Source organism: Paenibacillus sp. FSL R5-0810 (genome assembly GCF_038002285.1).
Lineage (GTDB): Bacteria > Bacillota > Bacilli > Paenibacillales > Paenibacillaceae > Paenibacillus_AQ > Paenibacillus_AQ lactis.
This window is the reverse complement of sequence record NZ_JBBOCF010000001.1, coordinates 2391204-2408270: the sequence shown is the minus strand read 5'-3', so window position 1 is coordinate 2408270 and position 17067 is coordinate 2391204. Positions and strand designations below refer to the sequence as shown.

The following is a 17067-nucleotide window of genomic DNA, read 5'->3' as shown; positions in this document are numbered from 1 at the left end:
ATGTATGATGTACGATCCCGGCGCTTTCTCCCTAATATTAGGCAAGGGCGGCAGAGCTGTCCCGAGGCTGACACGAAAATCATGCATTCAAAAAAAGGAGGCGTCGACTATGGGAACCATTCGAAAACGTACGGCAAAAATGGCGATCTTGATCTTAATCGTGGCGATGATCGCCGGCTGCAGCGGTAAAGGCTCCGGGGCGGAGGAGCAGGGAGGCGAACAAGGCAAGGAGGTTGCATCCGGCGGTGAGGTCGGTTATCCCGGCAAGCTGACTTATTGGGTGACATTAAATGCAAACGCTTCCGCGACCATGCAGGACATGAATGGCATCGCTGCCTATCAAGAACTGGAGAAGACGACAGGTACCAAAATCACCTTCCAGCACCCTCCGGCCGGGCAGGAAGCGGATGCCTTCAATATTATGGTGTCCTCGGGCAATTTACCGGACGTCATCGAGTATGGGTGGGCAAACGTATCCGGCGGTCCGGATAAGGCGATCTCGGATGGCACGATCATCCGACTCAATGAATTGATCGAGGAGCATGCGCCGAATTTAACCAAGGTATTGAATGACAACCCGGAGTACCGGAAGCTCATTACGACCGATGACGGCAATATATACGTGTTCCCGTTCCTGCGGGGAGACGAATACTTGCTGACGTTCAACGGGCTCATTATTCGGCAGGATTGGCTGGACCAGCTCAAGCTTGAGGTCCCGGAGACGATCGATGAATGGTATGAGGTTCTGAAGGCGATCAAGACGGGCGATCCGAACGGAAACGGGAAGGCGGATGAAATCCCGCTGCTGCTTGACCTGGACATGACGGGGATCAACCATGCTTTCGTGGGTGCGTGGGGAATTACGACCGGATTCTATCAGGTCGATGGTCAGGTGAAGTACGGTCCGATCCAGCCGGAGTTCAAATCTTATCTGGAAACGATGAGCAAGTGGTATGCCGAAGGGCTGATCGATCAAGATTTTGCCGCCACGGACGCCACACTGAAGGACGCAAAGGTCACGAACAGCCAAGTGGGTGCTTTCTCGGGCTACATGGGCAGCAGTTTGGGTCGTTATACCGAGCTAATGAAGGCATCCAATCCGGATGTCAAGCTGGCGGCAGCGCCAAACGTCGTGCTGAAGAAAGGAGATATGCCGATTCTGGGTCAGAAGGACTCGGCGTATAACGGCTTTGGAGCAGCGATTACGAAGGCCAACAAAAATCCGGCCGAAACGGTGAAATGGCTCGATTACAAATACGGCGAAGAAGGGCATATGCTGTTTAACTTCGGCGTCGAAGGCGTCAGCTACGAGATGAAGGACGGGTACCCGACGTATACGGATGAAGTGATGAAGAATCCGGACGGGCTGTCCATTACCCAAGCGCTGGCCAAATACAATTTGGCGAGCTACTCCGGTCCATTCGTGCAGGACCGCCGGTATATCGAGCAATATTCCGCGCTGCCTGAGCAGAAAGCGGCGATCGAGACCTGGATGAAGGCGGACAACAGCCGCCTGATGCCGGTCATTTCCCCTACGGCTGAAGAGAGCACGCGGTATGCATCCATCATGAACGATGTAAACACCTATTACGAGGAAATGGTGAACAAATTCATTATGGGCGTGGAGCCGATCAGCGGATTCGACAAGTTCGTCGAGACGATTCAGGGTATGGGGATCGAGGAAGCGGTGAAGATCCAGCAGGCGGCGCTGGACCGTTTCAACAGCCGTTAAGCCCGTTAGGGCATGCTTCGCCATGCGGGAGGGCAGCCGGATTGGCGCTTGTCTCCCGCATGGTTCTATTTTCCAAGTCAGGGGAGGGCTGAAATTGCAGCTTAAGCAGGAGATGAACCCAATCGTCAGACCGGTGAAAAAAGAAAGCTTCAGGACCAGGGCAGCAAGGGATTTCCGGCGGAATTCCGTGATTTATCTCATGCTGCTCCCGGTGGTGGCATTCTATGCCGTATTTCATTACGGGCCATTGTACGGCCTGCAAATCGCGTTTAAAAACTTTTCGGCCGGACTTGGCATATGGAACAGCCCCTGGGTGGGCTTCGATCATTTCATTGAATTTTTCAATGGCTTCTTCTTTGAACGCGTCGTCACCAATACGATCGTCCTGGGGCTCTATGACCTGATCTTTGTATTCCCGGCCTCGATCGTGCTGGCACTGCTGCTCAATGAAGTGAGGAATCGGATGTTCAAGCGGACGGTTCAGTCCATCACGTATATTCCGCATTTTATCTCGGTTGTGGTCGTCGTCGGCATGCTGGTGGATTTTTTGTCCGTTGACGGGCTGATCAATCAGTTGATCGCTTATTTCGGCGGCAAGCCGATATCATTCATGCGGCTGCCGGAATGGTTCCGCACCATATATACCTCGTCTGCAATATGGCAGGGAATCGGCTGGGGCTCGATCATTTATCTGGCAGCCATATCGAACATCGATCCGTCGCTGTATGAGGCGGCGAAGGTCGACGGGGCGGGACGCTGGAAGCAGATGCTTATGATTACGCTGCCCGGCATCATGCCGACGGTGATCATTTTGCTGATCCTGCGGATCGGTTCCTTCATGGCGCTGCAGGATGAGAAAATACTGATTATGTACAATCCGGTCACGTACGAAACGGCGGATGTGATCGGGACTTATGTCTACCGCAAGGGCATCTTGGAGGCGAGCTACAGCTTCAGCGCCGCGGTCGGCATGTTTAATTCCTTAATCAATTTTGTACTGCTTATAGGGGCTAATTACCTCAGCAAACGATTTACCGAAACGAAGCTGTGGTAGGGAGGGGAAGCATGCGAACTTCGAGATCTGTGAGTGAAATCCTATTCGATACGGCCAACGTCGTCTTGTTGTGCCTGTTATCCATCGTGACCTTGTATCCGTTTTTGTACGTCTTGTTTGCATCCGTCAGCACGCCCTCCGAATTCGTTCAGCATCGCGGGATTCTGCTGTGGCCCAAGGGTTTCTCGCTGGACTCCTACCGGATGGTGTTTGAGAATCCGAATATTATCCGAAGCTATCTCAACACGCTGCTGTACGTGGTTGTCGGAACGACGCTGAACATTTTCATGACCGCGCTGGGCGCATACGGCTTATCCCGGAAAAATGTCATGTGGAAAAGCACCATCATGATGCTGATCGTGCTGACGATGTTTTTTGACGGCGGACTGATCCCGAAATATTTGCTCGTAAAAAATATCGGCCTGCTGGATACGTACTGGGCGCTCATTATTCCCAGCGCCATGACGACATGGAATCTGATCATTATGCGTACGGCCTTTCAGGGGGTTCCGGTGGCACTCGAGGAGTCTGCACGGATCGATGGGGCCAATGATTGGACGATTCTGTTCCGCGTCATTATTCCGCTATCGCTGCCAGTCATCGCCGTCATGATTTTGTTCTATGGCGTATGGCATTGGAATAAATGGTTTGATGCGCTTATTTATTTGAGAGACCGAAATTTGTTCCCGCTGCAGCTGATCCTGCGCGAGATCCTCATCCAGAACGACACGAACAGCATGATGACATCCGTCGGAGGCGGCGATCGGATGCCGGTGGGCGAAACGATCAAATATGCGACCATCATGGTGGCGACGCTGCCGATTTTGTTCTTGTATCCATTTTTACAGAAATACTTCGTGAAGGGCGTCATGATCGGCGCGATCAAAGAATAGGAGGTCTTTAGGTTATGTGGGAGCAAGCGATTCGCGATGCGGTTGAGAAGACGAGAAGAAATCTGGAACGACACCCGATGAAATTTCCGCATATCACGCAGGAGCAGCGTTATGAGTGGGGGGAGAGCACGGATTGGATCGAAGGCTTCTACACAGGGATGGTCTGGCTGTGCTATGAGCACACGCAGGACCCGTTCTTTAAGGAAACAGCGCTTCTGCAGATGGATGATTTTAAAATAAGGCTGCAGGAACGCAAGCATCTGGATCATCATGATATCGGCTTTCTGTATCTGCCTTCCGCATTGGCCGCATGGATCTTGGACGGCCGGGATGAGGGGAGGGAGCTCGCGCTGAAGGCTGCGGATCACCTGATGCTCCGTTTCCGGGAAGGCGGGCAGTATATCCAGGCTTGGGGGCCTAAGGGAGACGAGAAGAACGGCGGCCGCATCATTATCGACTGCATGATGAACATTCCGCTCCTGTACTGGGCACACCAACAGACCGGAGAGGAGCGGTACTTCAACGCCGCCATAGCTCACGCAGAAAAGAGCCGTCGCTACTTGATGCGCGGGGACGATTCCTCCTACCATACCTTTTATTTCGATCAGTCCGACGGCACGCCGCTTCGAGGAGGAACGCATCAAGGCTATCATGACGGTTCTACCTGGACACGCGGACAGGCTTGGGCGATCTATGGATTCGCGCTGTCGTACCGGTACACCCGCAATCCGTTGTATCTGGAAACGGCGAAGCGTGCGGCTCGTTATTTTATTCAGCATTTGCCGGAGGATCACGTCGCGTATTGGGATTTCGATGTGCCGATCGAGCCGGGGACTCCGCGTGACAGCTCGGCTTCGGCTATAGCCGCATGCGGTATGCTGGAAATAATGGAGTTTCTCGCTGAAGGGGACGCGGACCGGGTGCTGCTGAACGAAGCGGTGCAGAAATCGATGAGCTCGCTTGTCCGGTCGTATTCCACAATGCATGAGCCTGAAGAGGAGGGGCTGATCAAACATGGCTCCTATTATGTAAGAGGAGGCATGGGGCCCGACGATTACATGGTCTGGGGCGACTATTATTATCTGGAGGCGCTGATGAGGCTAACGTCCGGTATACCGGGTTATTGGTATGAGCGAGAGTAGCTATATAAGATGAACTTAAGAATACGATGCAGGCAATAGAGAAGAGGATTGTCGAAAAAGTCGAATACTTTCTAAGGGAAACAGCTACATCGGAAGCAGGTGCAGTAATTGATGGGAGGATATCCGATGTCAATGGCCATTAAGGGCTACCTCTCTTATGATCAGGTCATCCGAACGATTCGGGTGGCCTTCTTGTTGTTCACGAAGATACGGCGTTGGCCGGGAAAATGCGGGCTGCCCCTGCCTATCCGATCAGGTAAAGAACGTTCACAAATTACTCGATAGCTTTAGGATAATCTCTTTGTTATGATGGGGATGATTAAAATTTAAGATACGTGGTGTGGAGGAGATTAGCATGTTGAAATCATTAAAGACCTCATTCTTATTAACGTTGGGTCTCCTGCTTGTGCTGGTATTTCCTACAGCAACCTGGGCCCATTCCAAACTAGAGACCAGCAGCCCGGCTGCGGATGCCAAGCTCACCGAAAGCGTGAAGGAGTTCAGCCTTACTTTCAATGAGAATATAGACGAGAATCTAAGCACGCTCAAAGTGAAGAACGAGAAGGGGGAAGAGGTCCAGCTATCCGGAACGCAGGTAAGCGGAAAGACGTTGTCCGCAGCGGTTGACGAACCGCTTCCTTCCGGAACCTATACCGTAGAATGGAAAATTGTAGGCGGCGACGGACATCCGGTCGACGGAACCTATTCCTTTCAAGTGGATGCTCCCGAGAAAGAGCCTGTCCTGGAAGAAGAGCCTGCTCCTGATGCGGCAGCAGGTACCGATAATGCATCAACGAATGGCGGCACGGCTTCGAATGGAGAAGCTGACGCGGGTCAAACGGACAGCGCAGCAGATACGGATCAGCAAGCAGATAACGGGGCGGATACCGAGCAGCAAGCAGATAACGGCGAGCCGAAGCAATCCGAAGGCGGAAATTCGACGGTTTGGATTGTAGTCGTTGTTATCGTAGTATTTATTGCGGCCTACTTCGCTATTAAAGCTTCACGCAAGAGAAAATAATGTCTTACTATTGGATAACCGAACCGCTGCTGTATTTCGCCTATGCTCTTCTTGCAGGACTGACCGTCATGGCACTGATTACAAGAAGCAGCACGCCTGGCGTGTCCGTTCCGGCCTGGCTGGGACCGGCTGCCTCCATTACGGTGGCGGCATGCAGCTTTATCCCGCTTCTCAAGATCATTATGTTCTTTAAGGATGACATCGGATTCTGGCAGTCCTTCAACAGCATCATGTTCAAATTCAGCGAAGGCGAGCGCTATGCATGGATTTTGGTGCTTTCCATCGTGATGGCCGTGTTGACGGTAACCGTGCGGCGGAACCCGGGGTCGATGCTTCGCTGGCTGATGCCTGTTGCTTTGCTGGGCATAGCGGCGGCGATGTCCTCTTTTAATCATGCGGCATCGTTGTTCGAAAGCGCCGGGCAGCTGGCCTTCTTCGGGCATTTTACGGCCATGGCGATATGGTCGGGCACCCTGCTGCTTGCGGGATGGTTCGGCAAGGCGCTGGACCGTTGGGACGCCTTTTTGAGATGGTTCCACCCGATGGCCATCATTTGCGTTATCACCGTCATTGGTTCAGGTCTGTTTCTGATGACAGGCGTCACGCCGGACCCTGTAAACAGCTGGGCTTTATCTTACGGGCAAGCGCTGCTGGTCAAGCATATCCTGATTCTGCCGCTGCTCGTGTTCGGGTTCGTTAACGGGTATTTGGTGAAGCGGAAGCTGTCCCGAGACCGGTCCTTCCAGCCGGAGCGCTGGGCGAAGTGCGAAGGAATCCTGATCGGACTGGTGTATATCGTGACCGGATACATGAACCAGCAGCCGGCGCCTCACGAGGTTGCCGATACGCTCGTCGTATACGGACCGGCACCAACCTTTGAATGGTTTCACCCGGGGTATGCATCCGGTTCGCTTACTTTTGGCTGGAGCTGGTACGGGATCGTTAGTCTAGGGATCGGCTTGGTGCTTCTATGGAACGTGATCCGGGCCTTTCGCAAAAACCGGAGCGCTCTTGAAGGGTTGCTCAGCGGGATGGCTGCCGTTATCCTTCTGTATTCCGGTCTGATGTTTTCGGTAACCGCCATATAACCAAAGGTCATGACAATGAAGGTCCTTGCTGCCTGGTGCAGCAAGGATCTTTTTTATGCCTCTGTTAATTACGGATGAATCACTCGTGGGCTGGACTGGATAATGATGGTATACTAATAGGGATTCTTGCATTCAGAAGACTTCGGGAAACGTTGGGAGTGGATTTCATGAATCGAGTACCAAAGGTGCGTTTGGCCACAAGCTCGGATGCGCCGGCTCTGGTTAACTTAAACGATGAATTTAATGGAGGAAAGATGCCGGTCGCTACCGTGGAGCGGCGCTTGCAGCATGGAGACGAGATCGTCGTGATTGCCCTTCTGAACGATGAACCGGTCGGCTTTGCTTGCGCGCAGACCTACACGTCGTTCTGCTATGAGGAGCTGCTGGCTGAGATTACGGAAATGTACGTGCAGGAACAGGCCCGGGGCATCGGGCTTGCGGGGATGATGATCGAATGCATTGAAGAGCAGCTGCGTACGCAGGGCGTCGCTACCATTAAAGTGCTGACTGGCTGCGATAATGATGCGGCGATCCGTGCTTACGGGAAATCAGGCTTCGTCAAGGAAGATGAAATCATGCTTGAGAAGCAGCTATATGTGAGCCCGGATCAGGCATAGGAAAGAGGGCTCTTTAAGCTGAGCCCACTTGAGAGGGACGCGCGCACCGATTTTTCCTCAATCGGTATGCAGACAATGAGATTCAGGCAGGCATATTCCGTTGCTACTCTTTGAACGATAACCCCCTGGCTTCCAAAGCCGTTCGCAGCTTCGGCAGTGAAGCGGGTCCCATCCCGTGAAACTTCAAAATGTCCTTCTCGCTGTAGTTCGACAGCTCCTGCAAGGTCGTGATTCCGTGATTCTCCAAGGCCCGTCTTGCAGGTGCCGAGAGCAAGGAGAGAAATCCGTTTTCAGGCTTTAGATCCTGCTCGCAAATGGGACAGGTCGGACAATCGCTGCTTTTATAATAAGTATGGCCTTGGCTGCATGTCCTTTTATTTTTGCTTGAGGTTGTCATTGCCTTTAGCTCCTTCATCTTAAAATGGGTGCTGACCGTGTTATCAACTTCACTTTCGAATACTACTTCGCTATCAGCATGAAACTTCCTTTTCCAAATTCGAATGAAATGATCCCTATTTATTATAAGTTACTATTTTCCGATAGACGAGGTGTGGCCTTTATGTTAGAGCATCCGGAGCAGCATGTAAGAGAGCTTACGATCCTTAAGACCATCGCAGAGACGCTCAACCAAAGCAGCGACATGGTGCAAATGCTGCAGACTACGCTTGAGAAGCTGCTGGCTTTGACTCAGCTTGAAACGGGCTGGCTGTTTCTGGCCGGCGATAAACCGGAGTACAGCATGATGGCAGACCGTCATTTGCCCCCTGCCTTAACTTGGGAGGGGAAGAAGCCTATGCGCTGCGGCGACTGTCTATGTCTTCGAATGTACTGGTCCGGCAGCCTGACAGAGCCGGTTACGATCATTGAGTGTGAGCGGCTGCATAATGCAATTAAAGAGAACTGGGGCGAAACTCATCAATTAACGCACCATGCGACGATCCCTCTGACAGTGCAAGGGAACCGTATCGGGATTCTCAATGTGGGTTCTCCAGGCAAAGAGCATTTTTCGGAAAGCGAGCTTGCGCTCCTGCAATCGGTCGCTTACCAGATCGGAACCGCTGTCGAGCGGGCCAGATTGTATGAACTGAGGGAGAAGCAGGCGGTGAGCAGCATGGCCCGCTTCATTGTTGATTATTATGCGAAAGCAACGAGGGTGACCAGATATCTGTGGAAGATCAACGATTTAAATCGGATGTATACGGCGATCGTCGAGCAATTGTGCGCCTCCTTTGACTGGCCGAGCGTCGCCTTGATTACGGCCGAGAAAGATGATGAGCTTTACCTGCATACCCTTTGTCATCATGGTGTGACGCACAGCCCCATGAAGCCGGTCCGTAAAAGCACGCGAAAGTCCGGCAAGGGTGAAGGAATCGTCCATCGAGCTTTTGCTGAGCAGCGAGTCGTAGCCCATGAAGGTCCTGTACGGGTTCTGCCTGGTATTGGGCCCCATCCCCATTCGGCGGCCCTGCCGTTAACCCATCAGGAGCGCACTTTTCAGACCAAGGAATCTATAGGCGTGCTTTTCATCGGGCGGGATAGCGTGCCGTTCAGCGAGCTGGAAATGGAAATTCTCGAGATGCTTGCTGAGCATATCTCACTTGCAATAGAGAAAATTTGCATTTATTACGAATGGCAGGAATTGCTTCTGGCTGAGGAGCGTAATCGTCTTGCCCGTGATCTCCATGATTCGGTCAACCAGAAGCTATTCTCCTTATCGCTCCTAGCGCAAGGGGTTCGCGAGCGGACGCTGATCGAGGATCCGAATACCGCAGAAGCGATCCATGATATCGGGCAGTTAGCCCAAGAGACGCTCGCAGAAATGCGCTCGCTTATTTGGCAGCTGCGTCCATTCGGGGAAGCAAGCGGGATCTTGTCCTCCCTAAAGGATTATGCTGAAAAGCTGGGCATCCAGATCACTTTCCTCATGAAGGAGCTCCCCGAGCTGGCGAAGGAAGTGGAAGAGGCGCTGTACCGGATCGGACAGGAGGCGCTTAACAATATCAGCAGGCATGCGGGCACGAATCGTGCCTGGATCCGGATTGCGCGGGAAGGCTCCAATGTATTCATGAAAATCTCGGATCAAGGACGGGGATTCGTCCCGGGGACCATCGAGAAAAAGCAGCGTTCGCTTGGGCTCACCAGCATGAAGGAGAGGGCTGAGGAAATCAACGGCACCTTAAGCATTAGCAGTGAGGAAGGCATGGGGACCGTTCTTACGGTGACGGTTCCTCTACAGGCCAGGAAAGAGGGAACGGATGAATAAGATAAAGGTATTGATCGTGGATGATCATCTGGTAGTATTAAGAGGTTTACGATATTTCCTGCAGACGCAGCCCATGATCGAAATCGTGGACCAGGCACTGAACGGGCTCGAGGCGCTTGAAAAAGCCGAGCTGCTGCAGCCTGACGTTATTCTGATGGATCTGGTAATGCCGGAAATGGACGGGATTGAAGCGACGAAGCAAATTATGGCCCGTTTTCCCAAAATGAAGGTCATTATACTTACCAGCTTTGCCGACCGTGATTCAGTTCTGCCGGCGATTAAAGCAGGAGCGATCGGGTACCAGCTCAAGGATATCGAGCCTAGGGTGCTGGTTGAGACAATCATCGCGGCAATGAACGGAAACCGCACGCTCCATCCGCAAGTGACGAATCAGCTGATCGCCCATGTGGCAACAGGCGACGAAGCGGCCAAAGGCATCCACATCCTGACTGCCCGCGAGCGGGATGTGCTGGAGCAAATTACGATGGGGCGAAGCAACAAGGAAATTGCGGCTGCATTGCATATTACCGAGAAGACGGTCAAGACGCATATTTCGCATATCCTCGGTAAAATGGAAGTCCAGGATCGGACCCAAGCCGCGCTGTACGCAATCAAGAATGGATGGTTCAAGACATAAATCCTTATACGACCAAGGTCGTAGATCAAGGTCTTATCTTCGGATAAGGCCTTTTTGGTATGCCAAGGTTAGACTCGTGCTGGACGTTCCGCTCCGGATTTTTCGATTTAATAGAGATAAGCACTTCACAGGATTTCTTTAAACAAATCTAGATACCGGAGGGAAACAGGGATGAGTACCGTATTATTCGTCAAAGCAAATGATCGTCCGGCGGAGGAGTCTGTCAGCGTCAAAATGTATGAGGCGTTTTTGAAGCATTACAAGCAGACGCATGCGGAGGACACGATAGTCGAGGTTTATTTGCACGAGCAAGAGCTGCCGCTGCTGGGCTGGGATATGATCCAGGCTAATTACAAATCGGCCACCGGGAAGGAGCTAAGCGGGAAAGAAAAGCATATCCGTTCCATTGTGGAGAAGCATCTGGAGCAGTTCATTTCCGCTGACAAAATCCTCATAGCGTTCCCGCTGTGGAATTTGAGCGTGCCTTCCGTTCTTCATGCGTACCTGGACCTCATGCATCTTCCGGGTAAAACATTCAGATACACGGAGGCAGGACCTGTTGGACTGTTGTCGGATAAAAAAGCTGTGCTGCTGAATGCACGGGGTGGTGTATATGGGGAGGATGCCCCGTCCGAAATGGCCGTTCGTTTCGTTAAAAATCATTTGAATTTCTTCGGAATTACGAACATTTCGACCGTCATCATCGAAGGACATCATCAGTTCCCCGACCGGGGGGCAACCCTTATTGAAGAGGGAATGCGGAAGGTCGTCATGGAGGCGAAACGGTTTTAACATGAGCAGGCTGCTGGTGGAATTTTGGTGGAGTGAGTCACACATAAGTGCTCAAACCGAATATAAGAGGAGGATTACAATGACTATTTTAGTTACGGGCGCGACGGGAAGAGTGGGCCGTCAACTTATCCAAGAGCTGCTGAACGAAGGGCACCGCTTAAGAGCGCTGACCCGGAATCCGGCTTTGGCTAAATTTCCTTCGGAGGTTGAAGTATTCGCAGGTGATCTTAGCGATCCGGCAACGTTGGCGCCAGCGCTTCGTGGCGTAACCGCCCTGCATTTAATAACGACCGGGGCAGGTTATATTCCGCTTACGACAGGGGATGAGATCATACGGATGGCTGAGAAAGCCGGCGTAAAGCGCGTGACCATCCTGTGGGATGGAAGGAAGGGAACGATTGAGCAGGCCGTTGAAGCAAGCGACTTGGAGTGGACGCAGCTGCAGCCGGTGGACTTTATGTCCAATGTGTCTAGTTGGAAGGAGTCCATTCAAACGGAAGGCGTCGTTCGGGATCTATTCGGGGATTCTTTACAGGCTTCCGTCCATGAAGGAGATGTGGGTCGTGTTGCAGCTGCGGCCTTGACGAGAGACGGTCATGCAGGTAAAACGTATTCGCTCACCGGACCCGAGGTTCTGACCGTTCCCCAGAAAGTGGACATTCTGAGCAAAGTCATTGGTAAGGACATCCGGTTCGTTCAGCTAACGGAAGCAGAGGAACGTGCACGCATGGCAAAGATGGGCGTTGAGGAAGAGATTATTGACTACGTCATCAATTGGCATAAGCATCCGCCGGTCGAGGCCTATACCGTCAACTTCACAGTGGAGCAGGTTACCGGCACACCTGCCAGAACGTTCACCGATTGGGCTCGGGAGCATGCGGGTTACTTTGCAGGAGAGTCTTCGGGATAACCTTCAACGGATGGGCAATTACGCGGGGGAACCTCAAATCTTGAAACAGGAAGGGGAGATCCACGAATCCCGCGGGGAGTAGAAAAAGGCATTCCCAATCAGAGCGGAAATGACGCCTATTGCACGGCGACATTTTTCCGCTCTGATTGCGTTACATAAGCTCGTATATTGTGATGCGGTGAAGCATAAACATGGTCGCCATGTTGAAAAAATCAGGGAGAGTGCGAGCCCTTTAAGACCGCTTTCACGTAGATACTCCATTTAAAAAGGGTCCATCAGTCCCCGGGTCTCCATGGAGCGACGAATATCTTTACGGTATTGTCCCGGGGTAAGCCCCATCCGCCGCTTAAATACCCTGTTGAAGGAATGGATGTCTTGATATCCGACCTGCTCGGCAACGGCACTGATCTTGGACGATGTGCTGCGCAGCAGCCTGCGGCTTATACGGATGCGAACCGTCTGCAGGTAATGATGCCATGTCATCCCGGTATACTGCAGAAACAAGCGCTGCAGATGACGCTCGCTGAAGCCGCTCGCATGCGCAAGATGCGTTAACGTCAGCTCCTTCATATAATGGTTCTCCACGTATTGCAGGACATCCTGAAAGGAATGATCGTTTGCCGGCATGGATCCGGCAGGTTCGAGCTCGGCTTTGGCTCGTTTCAATTCGATAATAAGCTGCAGCAGAAGCGCATGCAGGTAATCATTGGAGCCGGACATGGACCTGGCATTCTGCTCATACAGCGCATCGAATAATTGCTCGAAGCGATCATTTCGGTCCGCAACGGAGAGATGACCGAGAACCCCCTCCTCCATCTGCTTCAAGAAGGAGACAATGCCCGGATCCGACACAAAGGCGATCAGCTTCGGCAGGAGAAGGACCGAGAAGATGCAATTGTTGACAATGAGCGTTTTTCCGTTAGCGGAGGTGGGCCTGAACACGTGAGGCACGCCGAGCGGGATGAAAAACAGCTGCCCTTTGCGGACCTTTTGCACCTGATCCTCAATGTGATGAAAGCCTTCTCCCTCCGCAATGTAGGCAATCTCCAAAAAGTCATGATTATGGTAAGAAACCGAGAAGCTTTCCGAGCTCCGATTCACAAATACCATGGCACCCTGCCGGAAAAAATAGTCTCCGCGGTACGTTTCCATCGGTCGCTTCATGGCTTGTCGCCCCTTATTCATTATCGTAAATTATGTCCATTATACCTCATCTAAATGTCCTTTTTACAATCAATACTGAACATAGCAATCCCTATAATGGAAGTTGAGCCTCTCCTTGCAGAGGAGTCTAACGAGGAAACTTTTATCTGAAAAAACATTCAAAAACGCGTACATCACTCATGAACGGAGGTATGAACATGTTGGAAGTGACGGATCTTCGGTGCGAATATTGGCATCATCCGATTGGCATCGGGGAGAGACATCCAAGATTAAGCTGGCGGCTGCAATCGGATAAGCGGGCTGTCTCGCAAAAGGCTTATGAGCTTGAAGTGGCCGAGGACGAGCAGTTTACGATCCCATGCTGGAAGTCAGGGAAGGTGGATTCGGCGCAGTCGGTTCATGTTGAACTCAGCAATTTCGAGGCAGTATCTTGTAAGCGCTATTACTATAGAGTGCGGGTTTGGGATCAAGAAGGGGAATGCTCCGAATGGTCGGATACCTCCTATTGGGAAATGGGCAAGCTGGAAGGGGATGCATGGGATGGTCAATGGATTGCAGCCCCTTTGTCTCTAATCCCGGAGGATTCGACTCAACTGCCGCTGCTGCGGCGAGACTTTCGTCTTGAGGCCGCCGTGAAGGAGGCTAGAGTGTACGCAACCTCGCTTGGGCTGTATGAGCTGGAAATGAACGGACAGCGGGTAGGAGACAGATACTTTACGCCGGGTTGGACGAGTTACACACATACGATCCAGACGCAAACCTTTGATGTAACCCGGATGCTGAAGCAAGGTAATAATGCCATGGGCGCATGGCTGGGTAACGGCTGGTATAAAGGCAATTTAGGATGGCAGGGCGGTCGCAATATCTACGGGAGCCGGCTCGCGCTTCTGCTTGAGCTTCACGTCGTTTACGAGGATGGCCGGAAGGAGATCATCGGAACCGATTCCAGTTGGATGGCTGCGCCGGGACCGATCCTGATGTCGGAGCTCTATCATGGGGAAACCTACGATGCCCGGTTGGAGATACCCGCATGGAGCACTGGGGATGATGAAAACGGTGGGTGGCAGGCCGCTGAGGTGATTGATCATGGGTACGATATGCTGAAGCCTCAGATCAATGAACCTGTACGTGCGATCGAAACGATCCGCCCGGTACAAGTGGTCACGACCCCCGAAGGAGACACTGTCCTTGATTTCGGACAGAATTTGGTTGGCTGGGTCCGGTTTCGTGTTGCGGGTCCGGCAGGAACGTTGGTGACGTTGCAGCATGCCGAGGTGCTGGATGCAGACGGAAATTTTTATACCGATAATCTTCGGACGGCGAAACAGACTATTTCTTATACGCTTAAAGGTGAGGGAACTGAAACGTATGCCCCGCGGTTTACGTTCCAAGGATTCCGGTACGTTCGGCTCGCGGGGTTCCCGGAACCCATTGATATGGAGGCGTTCGAAGCCGTCGTTCTTCATACCGATATGGAAGAGACGGGGACGTTTCGCTGCTCCGAGCCGCTTGTCAATCAGCTGCAGAGCAATATCCGCTGGGGCTTGAAGGGGAATTTCCTGGATATCCCGACGGATTGTCCGCAGCGCGATGAACGTCTCGGCTGGACAGGAGATGCGCAGATGTTCATCTGGACCGCCGCGTTCCTGTCGAATACGGCACCGTTCTTTACCAAGTGGTTGTCCGACTTGGCTCATGATCAGCGGGAGGATGGGGCGGTTCCGTTCGTGGTGCCCAATATTCTCGGTGATTCGTTCGGATCTGCGGCATGGGGAGATGCCGCCGTGATCTGCCCCTGGACGGTTTATGTCAGCTACGGCGATGGACGGATCCTGGAGCGACAGTATGAGAGCATGAAGCAATGGGTGTCATATATTCAAGCGCAGGGCGAGCAGGAGTTTTTATGGAATACGGGGTTTCATTTTGGAGATTGGCTGGGGCTTGATGCCAAATCGGGCGACTATGTCGGCGCAACGGAGCGGGACATTATCGCTTCGGCTTATTACGCCTATTCGGTGGATTTGCTTCAGAAAACGGCAGTTGTGCTGGGTAAAGAGGATGACGCCCGGAAGTATGCCGATCTTCGCAGCAACGTAGTAAAGGCGTTCCGGGAGGAATTCGTGACGCCTGCCGGACGGCTTGCCGCTTCCACTCAAACGGCGCATGTGCTCGCGATCTTCTTCAATCTGCTGGATGAGCCGGCGGAGAAGCGGGCGGCGGCCAAGCTGCACCGTCTGCTTGAAGAGAGCAAGTTCCACTTGACGACAGGGTTTGTCGGCACGCCTTACATCAGCCATGCATTAAGCAAACATGGCATGCACGAAGCAGCCTACAAGCTGCTTCTGCAGCAAGATTTTCCATCTTGGCTGTACCCAGTCACGAAAGGCGCGACAACCATCTGGGAGCATTGGGACGGCATTAAGGAAGACGGAAGCTTCTGGAGCAGCGACATGAATTCATTCAACCATTATGCATACGGCGCCATCGGCGATTGGTTATACCGGACTGTGGCTGGCATCCAAACGGTGGAGGCTTCTCCAGGGTATAAGCACATGGTAATAGCTCCTATCCCGGGACCGGGCCTGACGTGGGCGGAGGGCTCGATCAATACCATGTACGGGCCAGTGCGGTCGTTCTGGAGGCTGGAGGAGGCCGACGGCCTTATGAAGGTGGAGGTAACCATTCCGCCGAATGCGACGGCTGAGGTTCGATTGCCGGGTACAACCGATCCTGCAAGCATTACAGAGGGCGGGGGCGTGCCGCTAAGCCAAGCGGCAGGCATACTTTCGATTAGCGCTGGTGAAGAGGATGTCGTAGTCCAAGCCGGCTCTGGGGAGTACAGCTTTCAGTACAAGTATCGTTTGCAGGTGTCGTAAGGTCACGGGGAATCGGATAACACATCCGGCTGTTTCAGACTTAGGATTCTCGTGAGTTGAGATGTGTTTGCTTAGGAATCGTGATGTTTGCGATTGTTGTTAAAGCTTGTGGATACCATTTGAAATTGTTTGCAGTGATCGAATGCTCAGTAGTGGTAAAATCTCAGTGATCGCAAAGCCTCAGTATGATAAAGTCTCAGTAATTGTAGAGTTTCAATGATTGTATAGTCTGATTGACCGTATTGTCTTTAGTTCCTTAATAATTGGTCAGAGAGCCTCCTCTTGAACGGGTGTTCCGTTCGAGAGGAGGTTTTTGTTTGTATCATTTTAGAGGAGTGAAGTTCCAGAACCTTGTTTCGAGCTCCGCAGTCGCAGCAAGTCCTCAAAAGGGACTTGTGCGGGTAAAAGGGAGCTCCGCAGGCGCAGCAAGTCCTCAAAAGGGACTTGTGCGGGAGAAAAGGAGCTCCGCAGGCGCAGCAAGTCCCTAAAAGGGACGTGTGCGGGAGAAAAGGAGCTCCGCAGGCGCAGCAAGTCCCTAAAAGGGACGTGTGCGGGTGAAAGGGAGCTCCGCAGGCGCAGCAAGTCCTCAAAAGGGACTTGTGCGGGAGAAAAGGAGCTCCGCAGGCGCAGCAAGTCCTCAAAAGGGACTTGTGCGGGTGAAAGGGAGCTCCGCAGGCGCAGCAAGTCCCTAAAAGGGACTTGTGCGGGTGAAAGGGAGCTCCGCAGGCGTGGCAAGTCCTCAAAAGGGACTTGTGCGGGTGAAAAGGAGCTCCGCAGGCGCAGCAAGTCCTCAAAAGGGACTTGTGCGGGTGAAAGGGAGCTCCGCAGGCGCAGCAAGTCCTCAAAAGGGACTTGTGCGGGAGAAAGGGAGCTCCGCA

At 52.6% G+C, this 17067-nt stretch carries 14 protein-coding genes; 12 read left to right on the top strand and 2 right to left on the bottom strand.

Annotated features, from left to right (window positions below; all coding sequences use genetic code 11):
- The first annotated feature begins 109 nt into the window (after positions 1 to 109).
- The 7 genes from MKX76_RS10820 to MKX76_RS10790 all read left to right on the top strand — a co-directional run bounded on the left by MKX76_RS10820 (position 110) and on the right by MKX76_RS10790 (position 7547).
- Complete coding sequence (locus tag MKX76_RS10820; protein ID WP_007130055.1) at positions 110 to 1732, top strand: extracellular solute-binding protein; 1623 nt, start codon at positions 110 to 112, stop codon at positions 1730 to 1732.
- Positions 1733 to 1844: 112 nt separating this feature from the next.
- The gene (locus MKX76_RS10815) at positions 1845 to 2786 is read left to right on the top strand and encodes an ABC transporter permease (RefSeq protein ID WP_050954030.1); all 942 of its coding nucleotides are present in this window, start codon (positions 1845 to 1847) and stop codon (positions 2784 to 2786) included.
- An 11-nt stretch (positions 2787 to 2797) separates the two neighbouring features.
- The gene (locus tag MKX76_RS10810; RefSeq protein WP_007130057.1) at positions 2798 to 3679 is read left to right on the top strand and encodes a carbohydrate ABC transporter permease; all 882 of its coding nucleotides are present in this window, start codon (positions 2798 to 2800) and stop codon (positions 3677 to 3679) included.
- Between the two features lie 14 nt (positions 3680 to 3693).
- Positions 3694 to 4821: a glycoside hydrolase family 88 protein gene (locus tag MKX76_RS10805; RefSeq protein ID WP_341033744.1), complete on the top strand. Its 1128-nt coding sequence runs from the start codon at positions 3694 to 3696 to the stop codon at positions 4819 to 4821.
- Between the two features lie 355 nt (positions 4822 to 5176).
- Positions 5177 to 5842: a copper resistance CopC family protein gene (locus tag MKX76_RS10800; protein WP_007130060.1), complete on the top strand. Its 666-nt coding sequence runs from the start codon at positions 5177 to 5179 to the stop codon at positions 5840 to 5842.
- Positions 5842 to 6930, top strand: a complete 1089-nt coding sequence (locus MKX76_RS10795) for a copper resistance D family protein (RefSeq protein WP_007130061.1) — start codon at positions 5842 to 5844, stop codon at positions 6928 to 6930. The genes MKX76_RS10800 and MKX76_RS10795 overlap by 1 nt, the downstream gene beginning before the upstream one ends.
- A 167-nt stretch (positions 6931 to 7097) precedes the next feature.
- The gene (locus tag MKX76_RS10790) at positions 7098 to 7547 is read left to right on the top strand and encodes a GNAT family N-acetyltransferase (RefSeq protein ID WP_007130062.1); all 450 of its coding nucleotides are present in this window, start codon (positions 7098 to 7100) and stop codon (positions 7545 to 7547) included.
- Between the two features lie 103 nt (positions 7548 to 7650).
- Here the strand turns inward: MKX76_RS10790 and MKX76_RS10785 are convergent, their stop codons facing one another.
- The gene (locus tag MKX76_RS10785) at positions 7651 to 7944 is read right to left on the bottom strand and encodes an RNA polymerase alpha subunit C-terminal domain-containing protein (RefSeq protein ID WP_007130063.1); all 294 of its coding nucleotides are present in this window, start codon (positions 7942 to 7944) and stop codon (positions 7651 to 7653) included.
- Between the two features lie 162 nt (positions 7945 to 8106).
- On the opposite strand from MKX76_RS10785, the gene MKX76_RS10780 reads away from it, so the two are divergent.
- From MKX76_RS10780 to MKX76_RS10765, 4 genes are all read left to right on the top strand, one after another.
- A complete protein-coding gene (locus MKX76_RS10780) occupies positions 8107 to 9810 on the top strand; it encodes a GAF domain-containing sensor histidine kinase (protein ID WP_007130064.1) in 1704 nt (567 codons plus the stop codon).
- On the top strand, positions 9803 to 10447 hold the full coding sequence (locus MKX76_RS10775; RefSeq protein ID WP_007130065.1) for a response regulator: 645 nt from the start codon (positions 9803 to 9805) through the stop codon (positions 10445 to 10447). Before MKX76_RS10780 ends, MKX76_RS10775 begins: the two co-directional genes overlap by 8 nt.
- A 171-nt stretch (positions 10448 to 10618) precedes the next feature.
- Positions 10619 to 11239 (top strand): FMN-dependent NADH-azoreductase, encoded by a 621-nt coding sequence (locus tag MKX76_RS10770; RefSeq protein WP_341033739.1) that lies wholly within the window; start codon positions 10619 to 10621, stop codon positions 11237 to 11239.
- Between the two features lie 79 nt (positions 11240 to 11318).
- Positions 11319 to 12149: an NmrA family NAD(P)-binding protein gene (locus MKX76_RS10765; RefSeq protein WP_007130067.1), complete on the top strand. Its 831-nt coding sequence runs from the start codon at positions 11319 to 11321 to the stop codon at positions 12147 to 12149.
- 261 nt (positions 12150 to 12410) lie between these two features.
- Here the strand turns inward: MKX76_RS10765 and MKX76_RS10760 are convergent, their stop codons facing one another.
- The gene (locus MKX76_RS10760) at positions 12411 to 13313 is read right to left on the bottom strand and encodes an AraC family transcriptional regulator (RefSeq protein ID WP_341033737.1); all 903 of its coding nucleotides are present in this window, start codon (positions 13311 to 13313) and stop codon (positions 12411 to 12413) included.
- 197 nt (positions 13314 to 13510) lie between these two features.
- Between MKX76_RS10760 and MKX76_RS10755 the strand changes: the two genes are divergently transcribed.
- Positions 13511 to 16189, top strand: a complete 2679-nt coding sequence (locus tag MKX76_RS10755; RefSeq protein WP_341033736.1) for a glycoside hydrolase family 78 protein — start codon at positions 13511 to 13513, stop codon at positions 16187 to 16189.
- Positions 16190 to 17067: the final 878 nt, after the last annotated feature.

Excerpts from the sequence above, each read along its gene's own strand:
- MKX76_RS10790 (WP_007130062.1), top strand. The coding sequence starts at position 7,098 with ATGAATCGAGTACCAAAGGTGCGTTTGGCCACAAGCTCGGATGCGCCG.
- MKX76_RS10770 (WP_341033739.1), top strand. The coding sequence starts at position 10,619 with ATGAGTACCGTATTATTCGTCAAAGCAAATGATCGTCCGGCGGAGGAG.
- MKX76_RS10775 (WP_007130065.1), top strand. The coding sequence starts at position 9,803 with ATGAATAAGATAAAGGTATTGATCGTGGATGATCATCTGGTAGTATTA.
- MKX76_RS10820 (WP_007130055.1), top strand. The coding sequence starts at position 110 with ATGGGAACCATTCGAAAACGTACGGCAAAAATGGCGATCTTGATCTTA.
- MKX76_RS10800 (WP_007130060.1), top strand. The coding sequence starts at position 5,177 with ATGTTGAAATCATTAAAGACCTCATTCTTATTAACGTTGGGTCTCCTG.
- MKX76_RS10765 (WP_007130067.1), top strand. The coding sequence starts at position 11,319 with ATGACTATTTTAGTTACGGGCGCGACGGGAAGAGTGGGCCGTCAACTT.
- MKX76_RS10795 (WP_007130061.1), top strand. The coding sequence starts at position 5,842 with ATGTCTTACTATTGGATAACCGAACCGCTGCTGTATTTCGCCTATGCT.
- MKX76_RS10810 (WP_007130057.1), top strand. The coding sequence starts at position 2,798 with ATGCGAACTTCGAGATCTGTGAGTGAAATCCTATTCGATACGGCCAAC.
- MKX76_RS10755 (WP_341033736.1), top strand. The coding sequence starts at position 13,511 with ATGTTGGAAGTGACGGATCTTCGGTGCGAATATTGGCATCATCCGATT.
- MKX76_RS10815 (WP_050954030.1), top strand. The coding sequence starts at position 1,845 with ATGAACCCAATCGTCAGACCGGTGAAAAAAGAAAGCTTCAGGACCAGG.
- MKX76_RS10785 (WP_007130063.1), bottom strand. The coding sequence starts at position 7,944 with ATGACAACCTCAAGCAAAAATAAAAGGACATGCAGCCAAGGCCATACT.
- MKX76_RS10805 (WP_341033744.1), top strand. The coding sequence starts at position 3,694 with ATGTGGGAGCAAGCGATTCGCGATGCGGTTGAGAAGACGAGAAGAAAT.
- MKX76_RS10780 (WP_007130064.1), top strand. The coding sequence starts at position 8,107 with ATGTTAGAGCATCCGGAGCAGCATGTAAGAGAGCTTACGATCCTTAAG.
- MKX76_RS10760 (WP_341033737.1), bottom strand. The coding sequence starts at position 13,313 with ATGAAGCGACCGATGGAAACGTACCGCGGAGACTATTTTTTCCGGCAG.